Here is a 12,431-nt window from a genome sequence, read left to right as displayed (position 1 = left end):
CGCCCGGTCACGGGCGCACGGGCTGTCCAGGCAGCGGGATCAAGGTGAACGGGTGTCGAAGTTAGGTTTACCTTACCTACGGGATTCCGTGCGGGCCGGTTACCGCCGGTCGGTGGCGGGTGGCAGGATTCCAGACATGTCTGACCAGCGCCCGAACCCCGAAGGCGGATCCGCCCGCCCCTACGACGCCCTCCTGCTGCTGTCCTTCGGCGGCCCCGAGGGACCCGACGACGTCGTGCCGTTCCTGGAGAACGTCACCCGCGGCCGGGGCATCCCGCGGGAGCGCCTCAAGGAGGTCGGACAGCACTACTTCGGGTTCGGCGGGGTCAGCCCGATCAACGCGCAGAACCGGGAACTGCTGGACGCGCTGCGCAAGGACTTCGCCGAGCACGGCCTGGACCTCCCCGTGTACTGGGGCAACCGGAACTGGGCCCCGTACCTGAACGACGTGATGCGCGAGATGGCCGCCGACGGGCGCCGCCGCATCGCCGTCCTCACGACCAGCGCGTACGCCTCGTACTCGGGCTGCCGCCAGTACCGCGAGAACCTCGCCGACGCGCTGGCGCTGCTGGAAGCGGAGGGCTACGAGCTGCCGCGGGTGGACAAGCTCCGGCACTACTTCAACCACCCCGGCTTCATCGAACCCATGATCGACGGGGTGCTGGCCTCGCTGGAGTCGCTGCCCGAGGAGGTCCGCGACGGCGCCCACCTGGTCTTCACCACCCACTCCATCCCGACGGCCGCGGCCGACACTTCCGGCCCGGTCGAGGACCACACCGAGGGCGGGGCCGGCGGCGCGTACGTCAAGCAGCACCTGGACGTCGCCGAGGTGATCGTCGACGAGGTCGTCAAGCTCACCGGGGTGGAGCGTCCCTGGGAGCTCGTCTACCAGTCCCGCAGCGGCGCCCCGCACATCCCGTGGCTGGAGCCGGACATCTGCGACCGCCTGGAGGAGCTGCACGAGGCCGGCGCCCCGGCGGTGGTGATGATCCCGATCGGCTTCGTCTCCGACCACATGGAGGTCCTGTACGACCTCGACACCGAGGCCACCGCCAAGGCCGCCGAGCTGGGGCTGCCGATCCGCCGCTCGGCGACCGTGGGCGCCGACCCGAGCTTCGCCGAGGCCGTGCGCGACCTGGTGCTGGAGCGGGCCGCGGTCGAGCGCGGGGAACCCGTGGAGCGGTGCTGGGCGGGCATGCTGGGCGCGTCCCAGGACCGCTGCGCGGTGGACTGCTGCCCGGCGCGTGAGCCGCGCCCCGCGGCGGCCGGCGACGACAGCCCGTACGCGTGAGGGGCGGCGGCGTGACGAACCGGGACACGGCCGGCGAGGCACTGAAGCGGGAACTGCTGGAGCTGGCCCTGGAGGCCGCCCGGCGGGCGGGCGAGCTGCTGCGGGACGGCCGTCCGGCCGACCTGTCCGTGGCCGCCACCAAGACCAGCGCCGTCGACGTGGTCACCGAGATGGACATCGCGGCGGAGAAGCTGATCACCGGTTTCCTGGCCGGGCACCGGCCGCAGGACGGGCTGCTCGGCGAGGAGGGGTCCGAGAGCGAGGGCACCAGCGGCGTGCGGTGGGTCGTGGACCCGCTGGACGGCACGGTGAACTACCTCTACGGCCTGCCGAGCTGGGCGGTGTCCATCGCGGCCGAGTACCGGGGCGAGACGGTCGTGGGCGCGGTGTACGCCCCGATGCGCGGGGAGACGTACCACGCGGTGCTCGGCGGTGGGGCCTGGCTGGACGGCGTACGGCTGTCCTGCCGTCCGGCGGCGCCGCTGGACCGGGCGCTGGTCGCCACCGGCTTCGGCTACCTGCAGGAGCGGCGGGTGCGCCAGGCGGAGGTCGTGGCGCGGGTGATCCCGCTGGTACGGGACATCCGGCGGGGCGGGTCCGCGGCGGTCGACCTGTGCGACGTGGCCTGCGGCCGGGTGGACGGCTACTACGAGCGCGGCCTGAACCCGTGGGACCTGGCGGCGGGCGAGCTGATCGCCCGCGAGGCGGGCGCGCTGACCGGGGGCAGGCCGGGCGCTCCGGCCTCCGGCGAGCTCGCGATCGCGGCGACCCCGGCGGTGTTCGCCTCGCTGCAGCCGCTGCTCGACGCGGCGGGCGCCTGGCACGACTGACCCCGCGGCAGCCCTCGCGGGAGGCGGGAAGACGGCGGCGGGGCCGGTCCGCCCCCGAGGGTGGGCCGGCCCCGCCGTGAGGCGAAGCGGGTCAGGCGGCGTTGACGTGCACGCCGTACTCCGCCGCGAGGCGGTGGAGGTCCTCCAGTTCGCCCTGTTCGACCTCCGCCAGGAAGTCGTCGCCCGACTGGCGGGCCCGGTCCAGGTCGGACTGGGTGGTGCGGATCCGCTGCAGAAGTCCTGCGGTGAATGCGTCCATGGTGGTTGCGCCCCCTCTTCGTGGCACGGAGGTGTCCGGGAGGTAGGTGATCGGCTGATCGGGGTGTGCAGACGTCCTCCCCAGCACGTCGGCCCCAGAAACCTCGTGAAGCGAGGGAATCCTCACGTCCGCCTCACGTACGCCGTACCTTCGCATCACCTCCGCATCGCGTCCGCCTGACCTCCCCCTGACGTCCGCGTGGGGTCCACCACTCCCGGGCGGGCCGGGAGCGGTCCGCCCGCGCCCCGAACGGGCCGTACGGCCGCCGTACGCCGCCTTACAGCCGGTTTACGGCCGAAACGGGCAGGATGTAGGGCGGGAATCGACCCTGCCCGCCCCGGGCCCATGAGGAAGGAAAACGACGTGCGCGTACTCGTCGTCGAGGACGAGCAGCTGCTCGCCGATGCGGTGGCCACCGGACTGCGCCGGGAGGCCATGGCCGTCGACGTCGTGTACGACGGCGCGGCCGCCCTGGAGCGCGTCGGCGTCAACGACTACGACGTGGTCGTGCTCGACCGGGACCTCCCCCTGGTGCACGGCGACGACGTCTGCCGCAGGATCGTCGAGCTGGGCATGCCCACCCGGGTGCTGATGCTGACCGCCTCCGGCGACGTCAGCGACCGCGTCGAGGGCCTGGAGCTCGGGGCGGACGACTACCTGCCCAAGCCGTTCGCCTTCAGCGAGCTGACCGCCCGCGTGCGCGCCCTGGGGCGGCGCACCACCGTCGCCCTGCCGCCGGTCCTGGAGCGGGCCGGCATCAAGCTGGACCCGAACCGCCGCGAGGTGTTCCGGGAGGGCCGCGAGGTCCAGCTGGCGCCCAAGGAGTTCGCCGTGCTGGAGGTGCTCATGCGCAGCGAGGGCACCGTGGTCTCGGCCGAGCAGCTGCTGGAGAAGGCGTGGGACGAGAACACCGACCCGTTCACCAACGTGGTCCGGGTGACCGTGATGACGCTCCGCCGCAAACTCGGCGAGCCGCCGGTCATCGTGACCGTGCCCGGCTCCGGATACCGGATCTGACGCGCGTGGCCACGACCCCCGTGCCACCCGCCGCACCGCCGAAACCGACCTGGGACCCCGGCCCGCCCGAGGGTCCCTTCCCGTGGCTGAGGCCGACCATCCGGATACGGCTCACCCTGCTCTACGGCGGGATGTTCCTGATCGCCGGGATCCTGCTGCTGTCGATCATCTACCTGCTCGCCGCGCAGACCATGCGCGTCGGCAGCCCCGTCCCGTTCAAGATCGTCGGCGGCGAGAACGTCAAGGTCACCAGCAGCACCTGCCCGGCCGTCGACCTGGTGCGGACCGCCCGCGAGCTCAACGACGCGGTCGCCGCCTGCATGGACGTCCAGCGCAAGCACGCCCTGGACGACCTGCTCAGCCGGTCGCTGATGGCCCTGCTCGGCCTGTCGATCATCGCCTTCGCCTTCGGCTACGCGATGGCCGGCCGGGTGCTCTCGCCGCTGGGCAAGATCACCCGGACCGCCCGCCGGGTGGTCGGCTCCGACCTGACCCGGCGGATCGAGCTGGACGGCCCGGACGACGAGCTCAAGGAGCTGGCGGACACCTTCGACGAGATGCTGGACCGGCTGGAACGGGCCTTCAGCGCCCAGCAGCGCTTCGTGGCGAACGCCTCGCACGAGCTGCGGACCCCGCTCGCGATCAACCGGACCCTCCTGGAGGTGCACCTCTCCGACCCCGGGGCCCCGGTCGAGCTCCAGCAGCTCGGCAAGACCCTGCTGGCCACCAACGAGCGCAGTGAACAGCTGGTGGAGGGCCTGCTGCTGCTGGCCCGCAGCGAGAACCAGATCGTCGAGCGCAAGCCCGTGGACCTGGCCGAGGTCGCCTCGCGCGCCATCGACCAGGCGCGCGGCGAGGCCGAGGCCCTGGGCGTGGAGATCCGCGGCGAGCGGGCCCCGGCCGTGGTCCAGGGCAACGGCGTGCTGCTGGAGCGGATCGCGCTCAACCTGGTGCAGAACGCGGTCCGGTACAACGTGCCCGAGGCCGGCTGGGTGGAGGTCGTCACCGAGGTGACGCACGGCCAGGCGGTGCTCGTGGTCTCGAACACCGGCCCGGTGGTTCCCGCGTACGAGGTCGACAACCTCTTCGAGCCCTTCAGACGGCTCCGTACCGAGCGAACGGGCAGCGACAAGGGTGTCGGCCTCGGGCTGTCCATCGCGCGCTCCGTGGCGCGCGCACACGGCGGCCGCATCCACGCCGAGCCCCGCGAGGGCGGTGGCCTGGTGATGCGTGTCACCCTGCCGATCTGACGGAGGACGCCGTGTTCGCTCCGGGCTGAATTCCGGAGCGGGCGGTGACCCGCACCCCTGTGTGATCGATCACAGTGGCGAGTGCCCGCCCCGGCACGTTCCGTGATCTCCCGGGTGCCGGAACGCCCGGGAAAGTACGGGTTTCCGGCACCTCGAACAGCGGAAAATACTCGGGGTGGCGTCCGTGCAGGAGGATTCCGAACCGTGTACGGTCCGCCTCGACATATCGGCCCATCGCCCCTTCAGGCGGGCGGCCGGGTGTCGATTGAGTAACAGACCTTGATGTGAGGCAAAATCTCCGCCTCAGGTCGGGCACAAGTCCGGCCTCTCGCGCGTTACGTGCGCTGAGACACCGCTAACACCCAGAGGGGGAGAGCGAAAAATGGCAACGGACTACGACACCCCACGCAAGACCGACGACGACGTCGACAGTGACAGCCTCGAAGAACTCAAGGCTCGGCGCAACGACAAGTCCGGCACGGTCATCGACAACGACGACTTCGACGGCGTCGAGGGCCTGGAGCTGCCGGGCGCGGACCTCTCCAACGAGGAGCTGGCCGTCCGGGTGCTGCCCAAGCAGGCCGACGAGTTCACCTGCATGAGCTGCTTCCTGGTGCACCACCGCAGCCAGCTGGCACGCGAGAAGAACGGCCAGCCCATCTGCCGCGACTGCGACTGAGGCTGCCGGCCGTGACAGGCGCGACGCCGTCCCGTAAGCGGTTCCTGGGGCTCCGCAAGCAGGGTGACGCGGTGGAGACGGACACGGAAGCCACGGGCCCGGAGACGGGCCCCGGCGTCCCTGACGTGTCCACCGGGCGGGCCGCGACCCCGCTGCCCGCACTGCCCGGCGAGGACGCGGGCAAGCCCGCCGGACGCCGTATGGAGGCGGTCCGCAGCGGTATGCGCAAGAGCGGCGTGACCGCCCGGGCGGTGGTGGGGTACATCGCCGACCGGATCATCGAGAACGCCCCGCGCGTTCCGGTACGGGACCTGGCGACACTGCGCGCCCAGTTCCCGGGCCTGGGCCCCGATCAGCTGGCCGACAAGCTGATCGCCGGCGCGGCCCACGGGTCCTCGGCCGTGGGCGCCGGAATCGGCGCGGCCGCGATGCTGCCCGCCCCGCCGGCCATGCCGGCCGAGCTGGCCGCCGAGATCACCGGAGTCGCGGCGATCGAGCTGAAGCTGGTCGCCGAGCTCCACGAGGTCTACGGGCAGCGCCCGCCCGGCGGTCTGAAGGACCGCAGCATGGCGTACCTGACCGCGTGGACGGAAGAGCGGGGCATCGACCTGACCAAGCCGACCACGCTCAACGCGGCCCTCGGCGGTCAGATGAAACGCGAACTGCGCCAGCAGATCGTGAAGCGCATGTTCCGCAACCTGCCGAACCTGATGCCGTTCATGGTGGGCGCGGCCGTGGGCGCGGTGATGAACCGCCGCGACACCAGGAAACTCGCCGAGAAGGTCCGTTCGGACCTGCGGAAGCGGGCCGTCCCGTGGGATGCGCTGTCCGCCCTCCCGCCGCTGGAACGGCCCGACCGGCCGCTCGGCCCCGGCCCGGAGGACCCCAAGGCCCTGCAGGGACCGGAGGCGGGCCCGCGGGCCTGAGCGCCGTCCCGGCCGTCCCCGCCGACCCCGGAGCGCGCCATGGGCTCCGGCCGGCGGAAGCCGCCCGCAGGCCGGGCTAGCCCGCGGAACCCGCCCGGGCCGCGCTGATCGCCGCCGCCAGGGCCGCCGGCTCCCGCGTGGAGAGGTAGACGTACGGCGTCGGATCGTCCGGGTCGGTGACCTCGACCCGGACCGCCGTGGGCACGTAGCTCCGCATCAGCATGAAGGCCCGGGTGTCCGCCCTGTACGTGCGCCAGGCGCGCGCCTGCTCCTCGTCCAGGACCTCCGGCTCGCCCAGCGCCGAGACCGGGATCCGCGCCTCTCCCGCGGCCAGCACCCCGTTCACCACTCGAACGCGAGCACTGCCGTACGCACTCGTGGCCAGTCCCGCCAGGGCGGTGCCGCCGACCAGGCCGGCCAGCAGCGGCAGGGTCCCCAGAGGCAGCAGCATCAGGGCGCAGGCCAGCCCCAGCAGGACCGAGATCCCCCACCAGGCACGGGGAGCGGTCAGACGTTCGTCGTGGCCCGTGACCGGGCCCGCGGGGGAAGCGGAAGCATGCTGCATGTCCCCAAGCTTGGCACGGGGCGACCCGCGGGTAGCCGCGCGGGTAAGGTCTCCGCCTGTGAGTGGACGAAACCCAAGCCTGACGCCCCCGGCCGACGCCGTGGTGCCGGTCCGTCACCCGGACGCACCGGCCCCCGGGGAACTCCTCGGGGCGCACTACGAGCACTGCTTCGGCTGCGGTGCCGGGCAGCCGCACGGCCTGCACCTGGAGGCCCGGGCCGGGGACGGCGTGAGCGTCACCGCCGAGTTCACCGTCAAGCCCGCCCACCAGGGCGCCCCCGGTCTCGCCCACGGCGGGGTGCTGGCCACCGCCCTCGACGAGACCCTCGGCTCGCTGAACTGGCTGCTTCGGGTCATCGCCGTCACCGGCCGGCTGGAGACCGACTACCTGCTCCCGGTCCCCGTGGACACCGTGCTCCACCTGTCGGCCGAGGTCACCGCCGTCGCCGGACGGAAGATCTACTCCATGGCCGTCGGCCGGATAGGCAGCCCCGGGGGCCCGGTCGCCGTGCGCGCCGAAGCCCTCTTCATAGAAGTCAAGGTCGACCACTTCATCGAGAACGGCCGGCCCGAGGAGATCCGGGCGGCCATGGCCGACCCGGACCAGGTCAGGCGCGCCCGCGCCTTCGAGGTGAATCCCTGATGGCCCAGAGCCTCCACGCCCCCGTCGACGTACTCATCAAGCGGGTCGACCCGGACGTGCCCATTCCGGCGTACGGCCACCCCGGCGACGCCGGCTGCGATCTGGTGACCACCCAGGCCGCCGAGCTCGCCCCCGGGGAGCGCGCCGTGCTCCCCACCGGGGTGTCCATCGCCCTGCCCGACGGCTACGCCGCCTTCGTGCATCCGCGCTCCGGACTCGCGGCCCGGTGCGGGCTCGCGCTGGTGAATGCCCCGGGGACGGTGGATGCCGGGTACCGTGGGGAGATCAAGGTGATCGTGGTCAATCTCGACCCGCGCGAGAGCGTCCGGTTCGAGCGCTTCGACCGCATTGCCCAGCTGGTTGTCCAGCGGGTCGAGAAGGTGCGCTTCCACGAGGTGGCGGAACTTCCCGGCTCGGCACGGGCCGAGGGGGGTTTCGGCTCCACCGGTGGTCATGCGGCTGTGGCCGGAAACGGCGCTGGTCAGCAGGGTGGGAATGGCTACGCTTCGGTCGTATCCGACCGGGAAGGACAGTGACGTGTTCGGACGTCGCAAGAAGAACAGCTCCGTCAAGGACGGTGGCGCGGCCGAGCAGGTCGCGGGCGGCGTCGGGGCGGAGGAGAGTACGTTTTCCGATGAGGCCGACGAGGCCGCCGAGCCCGCCACGGGCGGGCCGCGTCGCGTGAACCTGCCGCCGGCCCCGCGGCCGGACGGCCCGTGGGACGTCTCCGAGGTGCCCGGCGATCCGGCCGAGGGCCGGGTCGACCTCGGCGGCATCTTCGTTCCGGGTGTGGAGGGCATGGAACTGCGGGTGGAGGTCGCCGGTGACGCGATCGTCGCCGCGACCGTGGTGCTGCGCGACAGCGCCATCCAGCTCCAGGCCTTCGCCGCCCCGAAGAAGGAGGGCATCTGGGGCGAGGTCCGCGACGAGATCGCCGCGGGCATCACCCAGCAGGGCGGGCTCATCGACGAGGTCGAGGGCCCGCTGGGCTGGGAGCTCCGCGCGCAGGTCCCGGTCCCGCTGCCGGACGGCACCCGAGGTGCGCAGCTGGTGCGCTTCGTGGGCGTGGACGGGCCGCGCTGGTTCCTGCGCGGTGTGATCTCCGGCCAGGGCGCCGTGCAGCCCGAGTCCGCGGGGCTGCTGGAGACCATCTTCCGCGACACCGTCGTGGTCCGCGGTGAGGGCCCGATGGCTCCGCGCGACCCGATCGTCCTGAAGCTGCCGACCGATGCCCAGATGGTGCCGGACGGCGTGCAGACGGAGGACCAGGAGGGCTCCCGCTTCTCCGGCGGCATGGGCCAGCTGGAGCGCGGCCCGGAGGTCACCGAGATCCGCTGACCGGACCGGAGCCCGCCGTGCGTCCGACGGGCCGTACGCCCCTGCCCGGGGAGTGCGGCCCGTCGCCGTACCCGATGCCGCCGTACGCAAGAATGGGCGCATGGGACAGACGGTGGCGGCCGAGCGCGGCGGACTGCCCGCCACCCGCACCGGGGCCCTCCTAGGCCGCCCCCGGATCGCCGCCGGCTGGGCGGTCGGCACCGCCGGACCGGCACTGCTGGCACTCCTGCTCACGCACCTCGACTCCGACCCCGGCCCGGCCGACGAGATGCCCCTGTTCCTGGCGCTCACCGTGGCCGCGGCCCTGCTGGGCGGCCTGCTGCCGGCGCTGGCCTCGGCGGCCTCGGGGTCCCTGCTGCTCAACTACTTCTTCTCCCCGCCGGTGCACCGGCTGGCCGTCTCCGACCCGAAGAACATCGTCGCCATCGTGGTGTTCTTCTGGGTGGCCGCCTCGGTCGCCTCCGTGGTCCACCTGGCCGCCCGCCGTAGCGAGCAGGCCGCGCGGCTGCGCGCCGAGTCCGAGATCCTGTCCTTCCTCGCGGGGAGCGTGCTGCGCGGCGAGACCGATCTGGACGCCCTCCTGGAGCGGGTCCGGGAGACCTTCGCGATGGAATCGGCGGCCCTGCTGGAGTGGGACGGCGGCCTCGGCACCTGGGTCACGGCCGGCAGTGCGGGCCCGCACCCGGCGGCCCGCCCCGAGGAGGCCGACGTCGGCGTGCCGGTCGGCGAGCACCTGGCGCTCGCCCTGTCGGGACGGGTGCTGCCCGCCGAGGACCGGCGCGTCCTGGGCGCCTTCGCCGCCCAGGCGGCCGTCGTACTCGAACGGCAGCGGCTGGTCGACGAGGCCGACCGGGCCCGCCGGCTGGCCGAGGGCAACAAGATCCGCACCGCGCTGCTCGCCGCCGTCAGCCACGACCTGCGGACCCCGCTGGCCGGCATCAAGGCATCCGTCAGCTCCCTGCGCTCCGACGACGTCCACTGGTCCGAGGAGGACCGCGCCGAACTGCTCGCCGGCATCGAGGAGGGCGCCGACCGGCTCGACCACCTGGTCGGCAACCTGCTCGACATGTCGCGGCTGCGGACGGGCACCGTCACCCCGCTGGTCCGCCCGGTCGGCCTGGACGAGGTGGTCCCCATGGCGCTGGGCGGCGTACCGGCGGACAGCGTGACGCTGGACCTCCCCGAGACCCTGCCGATGGTGGAGGTCGATCCGGGGCTGCTGGAGCGCGCCGTCGCCAACGTGGTGGAGAACGCCGTCAAGTACAGCCCCGCCGGCCGGCCCGTCACGGTGGCCGCCGGCGCCCTCGGGGACCGTGTGGAGCTCCGGATCGTCGACCGTGGGCCCGGTGTGCCCGACGAGGCCAAGGAACGCGTCTTCGACCCCTTCCAGCGGCACGGCGACGCCCCCCGCGGGGCCGGCGTGGGCCTGGGCCTGGCCGTCGCCCGCGGCTTCACCGAGGCCGTCGGCGGCACCCTGGCCGCCGAGGACACCCCCGGCGGGGGACTGACCATGGTGCTGACCCTCCGCGCCGCGGCCCCGGACCCCGCCACCCCTGACACACATCACCAAGAGAAAGCAGGACCTCAATGACCCGGGTGCTCGTGGTCGAGGACGAACCGCAGATCGTCCGCGCCCTCGTGATCAACCTGAAGGCCCGCGCGTACGAGGTCGACGCGGCCCCCGACGGCGCCACCGCCCTGGAGCTGGCCGCAGCCCGCCACCCCGACGTGGTCGTCCTCGACCTGGGGCTGCCCGACATGGACGGGGTCGAGGTGATCAAGGGGCTGCGCGGCTGGACCCGGGTCCCGATCCTGGTGCTCTCCGCCCGCCACAGCTCCGACGAGAAGGTCGAGGCGCTGGACGCGGGTGCCGACGACTACGTGACCAAGCCCTTCGGCATGGACGAGCTGCTGGCCCGGCTCCGCGCGGCCGTCCGGCGGGCCGAGCCGGCGCCCTCGGCGGGCGGGGAGGAGGTGGTCGTGGAGACCGCCGGCTTCACCGTGGACCTGGCCGCGAAGAAGGCGGTGCGCGACGGACGCGACGTACGGCTGACCCCCACGGAATGGCACCTGCTGGAGGTGCTGGTCCGCAACGGCGGGCGCCTCGTCAGCCAGAAACAGCTGCTGCAGGAGGTCTGGGGGCCCTCGTACGGGACCGAGACCAACTACCTGCGGGTCTACATGGCCCAGCTGCGGCGGAAGCTGGAGACGGATCCGGCGCACCCCGTGCACTTCATCACCGAACCGGGCATGGGCTACCGCTTCGAGAAGTAGGCGGGGGCTTCGGGACGCCGGGGGCCGCCGGTACGCTTCCTGTATGAGTGCTGAACCGCGTCCCGACCAGCCCGCGAAACCGGCGAAGCCGGCGGGCCGGTTCCGCCGGATGATAGAGCGGCTGTCCTCCACCCAGGAGGAGCTGCATTCGGCGGAACTGCAGGAGGACGCAGAAGCCGCGGGGTGCACGCGGATCTGCGACTGCCACGACCGCCAGATAGTCAAGGTGACGGGCACCCTGCGTACCGTCACCCTGCGGCCGCGAGCGGGCGTCCCCGCGCTGGAGGCCGAGCTGTTCGACGGCTCGGCCGCACTGGACGTGGTGTGGCTCGGACGTCGCTCGATCGTGGGAATCGAGCCCGGTCGGCGCATGATCGCCTCCGGCCGGATCTCGATGAGCCACGGCCGCCGGGTCCTCTTCAACCCGAAGTACGAACTCCGACCGCTCGGACAGGAGCACTAGCCGGTGACGTCAGTGGACAAGCCGACCCCTGAGCAGGCCGCGGCCGCCGCCGACCAGAAGGCGGTGACGCAGGCGGCCCTCTTCGATGCCTTCGGCGGCATCCGCGGCACCCTCGAGACCATGCTCCCGGGGCTGCTCTTCGTGATGATCTACACGGTCAACAAGGACGTGAAGATGTCCGCCATCGCGGCGGGCGCCGTCGCGGTCCTGCTGGTGATCGTGCGACTGCTGCGGCGGGACACCGTCAAGCACGCCTTCAGCGGGGTCTTCGGCGTGGGCGTCGGAGTCGCCTTCGCCCTCTTCACCGGAACCGCCAAGGGCTTCTACCTCCCGGGCATGATCTACGGCGCCGGGCTCGGAGTGGCCTTCACGCTCTCCGCGCTGGTCGGCTTCCCGCTGCTCGGCGTGGTCCTCGGGCCGGTGTTCAAGGAGAACCTCTCCTGGCGCACCCGGAACCCGGGGCGCAAGAAGGCCTACACCAAGGCGAGCCTGGCCTGGGGCATCATCTTCCTCACCAAGTACGCCATCCTCTTCCCGCTGTACTGGTGGGGCGACGCCACCCAGCTGGGCTGGCTGCTGATCGCGCTGAAGCTGCCGCCGATGGTGCTGGCCGTGTACTTCACCTGGGTCTTCCTGGCGAAGGCCCCGCCGCCCATCGACGTCTTCGCCGAGATGGAGGCGGAGGAGGAGGCCGAGCGGGCCCGGAAGGCGGCCGCCGCCGGCGCCGAGCGGCGCGAGTCCTGACCCACGGGCGCACCGGCGCCCGGGTGACGACGAAGACAGGGGCGGGGGGAACAACGGTTGCCCCCCCCCCGTCTTCTTCCGTTCTTTCCCCCGCTTTTCCCGCCCCTGGGAGGGGGGAGGGCGGAGACGGGGCTGGGGGAGGGGCCCCCACC

The 12,431-nt window shown here is 72.7% G+C and carries 14 protein-coding genes and 1 pseudogene; 13 read left to right on the top strand and 2 right to left on the bottom strand.

The genetic code is table 11. The annotated features are described in order from the left end of the window. The first annotated feature begins 136 nt into the window (after positions 1 to 136). Together AC067U_RS04740 and AC067U_RS04735 are read left to right on the top strand one after the other, a co-directional pair. Positions 137 to 1,291 (top strand): ferrochelatase, encoded by a 1,155-nt coding sequence (locus tag AC067U_RS04740; RefSeq protein ID WP_478828139.1) that lies wholly within the window; start codon positions 137 to 139, stop codon positions 1,289 to 1,291. An 11-nt stretch (positions 1,292 to 1,302) separates the two neighbouring features. Further along, the gene (locus tag AC067U_RS04735) at positions 1,303 to 2,121 is read left to right on the top strand and encodes an inositol monophosphatase family protein (RefSeq protein ID WP_478828138.1); all 819 of its coding nucleotides are present in this window, start codon (positions 1,303 to 1,305) and stop codon (positions 2,119 to 2,121) included. A 91-nt stretch (positions 2,122 to 2,212) separates the two neighbouring features. Here AC067U_RS04735 and AC067U_RS04730 read toward each other — a convergent pair whose 3' ends face one another. Further along, positions 2,213 to 2,380 (bottom strand): hypothetical protein, encoded by a 168-nt coding sequence (locus AC067U_RS04730; RefSeq protein WP_478828137.1) that lies wholly within the window; start codon positions 2,378 to 2,380, stop codon positions 2,213 to 2,215. Positions 2,381 to 2,743: 363 nt separating this feature from the next. Here AC067U_RS04730 and AC067U_RS04725 point away from each other — a divergent pair, with 363 nt between their 5' ends. The 4 genes from AC067U_RS04725 to AC067U_RS04710 all read left to right on the top strand — a co-directional run bounded on the left by AC067U_RS04725 (position 2,744) and on the right by AC067U_RS04710 (position 6,252). After that, the gene (locus tag AC067U_RS04725; protein WP_393578941.1) at positions 2,744 to 3,397 is read left to right on the top strand and encodes a response regulator transcription factor; all 654 of its coding nucleotides are present in this window, start codon (positions 2,744 to 2,746) and stop codon (positions 3,395 to 3,397) included. A gap of 5 nt (positions 3,398 to 3,402) precedes the next feature. Beyond that, a complete protein-coding gene (locus AC067U_RS04720) occupies positions 3,403 to 4,647 on the top strand; it encodes a sensor histidine kinase (RefSeq protein ID WP_478828136.1) in 1,245 nt (414 codons plus the stop codon). Positions 4,648 to 5,029: 382 nt separating this feature from the next. Then, on the top strand, positions 5,030 to 5,326 hold the full coding sequence (locus tag AC067U_RS04715) for a DUF4193 domain-containing protein (RefSeq protein WP_365101946.1): 297 nt from the start codon (positions 5,030 to 5,032) through the stop codon (positions 5,324 to 5,326). An 11-nt stretch (positions 5,327 to 5,337) separates the two neighbouring features. Then, entirely contained in the window at positions 5,338 to 6,252 is a 915-nt protein-coding gene (locus tag AC067U_RS04710) for a hypothetical protein (RefSeq protein WP_478828135.1), read from the top strand. 76 nt (positions 6,253 to 6,328) lie between these two features. Here the strand turns inward: AC067U_RS04710 and AC067U_RS04705 are convergent, their stop codons facing one another. Beyond that, the gene (locus tag AC067U_RS04705) at positions 6,329 to 6,817 is read right to left on the bottom strand and encodes a DUF3093 domain-containing protein (RefSeq protein WP_478828134.1); all 489 of its coding nucleotides are present in this window, start codon (positions 6,815 to 6,817) and stop codon (positions 6,329 to 6,331) included. A 58-nt stretch (positions 6,818 to 6,875) separates the two neighbouring features. On the opposite strand from AC067U_RS04705, the gene AC067U_RS04700 reads away from it, so the two are divergent. The 7 genes and pseudogenes from AC067U_RS04700 (at position 6,876) to AC067U_RS04670 (ending at position 12,279) form a co-directional block, all read left to right on the top strand. After that, on the top strand, positions 6,876 to 7,460 hold the full coding sequence (locus tag AC067U_RS04700) for a PaaI family thioesterase (protein ID WP_478828133.1): 585 nt from the start codon (positions 6,876 to 6,878) through the stop codon (positions 7,458 to 7,460). After that, on the top strand, positions 7,460 to 7,996 hold the full coding sequence (dut, locus tag AC067U_RS04695; RefSeq protein ID WP_478828132.1) for a dUTP diphosphatase: 537 nt from the start codon (positions 7,460 to 7,462) through the stop codon (positions 7,994 to 7,996). The genes AC067U_RS04700 and dut overlap by 1 nt, the downstream gene beginning before the upstream one ends. A gap of 1 nt (position 7,997) precedes the next feature. Further along, positions 7,998 to 8,798 (top strand): DUF3710 domain-containing protein, encoded by an 801-nt coding sequence (locus tag AC067U_RS04690; RefSeq protein ID WP_478828131.1) that lies wholly within the window; start codon positions 7,998 to 8,000, stop codon positions 8,796 to 8,798. 118 nt (positions 8,799 to 8,916) lie between these two features. Then, positions 8,917 to 10,389 (top strand): annotated as a pseudogene (locus tag AC067U_RS04685) (sensor histidine kinase); the annotation flags it as partial. After that, positions 10,386 to 11,072, top strand: coding sequence for a response regulator (locus tag AC067U_RS04680; protein ID WP_478828130.1), 687 nt, complete (start codon positions 10,386 to 10,388; stop codon positions 11,070 to 11,072). The pseudogene AC067U_RS04685 and the gene AC067U_RS04680, both read left to right, overlap by 4 nt. A 43-nt stretch (positions 11,073 to 11,115) precedes the next feature. Further along, entirely contained in the window at positions 11,116 to 11,535 is a 420-nt protein-coding gene (locus AC067U_RS04675; protein ID WP_478828129.1) for an OB-fold nucleic acid binding domain-containing protein, read from the top strand. 3 nt (positions 11,536 to 11,538) lie between these two features. Continuing rightward, positions 11,539 to 12,279: a DUF3159 domain-containing protein gene (locus AC067U_RS04670; protein WP_478828128.1), complete on the top strand. Its 741-nt coding sequence runs from the start codon at positions 11,539 to 11,541 to the stop codon at positions 12,277 to 12,279. Positions 12,280 to 12,431 lie beyond the last annotated feature (152 nt).

The organism is Streptomyces sp. NPDC043853, assembly GCF_056436025.1.
This window is presented reverse-complemented; position numbering and strand designations above follow the sequence as displayed.

Bases quoted from the DNA above. Each gene is read 5' to 3' on its own strand.
- AC067U_RS04705 (WP_478828134.1), bottom strand. From the start codon at position 6,817: ATGCAGCATGCTTCCGCTTCCCCCGCGGGCCCGGTCACGGGCCACGAC.
- dut (WP_478828132.1), top strand. From the start codon at position 7,460: ATGGCCCAGAGCCTCCACGCCCCCGTCGACGTACTCATCAAGCGGGTC.
- AC067U_RS04730 (WP_478828137.1), bottom strand. From the start codon at position 2,380: ATGGACGCATTCACCGCAGGACTTCTGCAGCGGATCCGCACCACCCAG.
- AC067U_RS04675 (WP_478828129.1), top strand. From the start codon at position 11,116: ATGAGTGCTGAACCGCGTCCCGACCAGCCCGCGAAACCGGCGAAGCCG.
- AC067U_RS04740 (WP_478828139.1), top strand. From the start codon at position 137: ATGTCTGACCAGCGCCCGAACCCCGAAGGCGGATCCGCCCGCCCCTAC.
- AC067U_RS04715 (WP_365101946.1), top strand. From the start codon at position 5,030: ATGGCAACGGACTACGACACCCCACGCAAGACCGACGACGACGTCGAC.
- AC067U_RS04680 (WP_478828130.1), top strand. From the start codon at position 10,386: ATGACCCGGGTGCTCGTGGTCGAGGACGAACCGCAGATCGTCCGCGCC.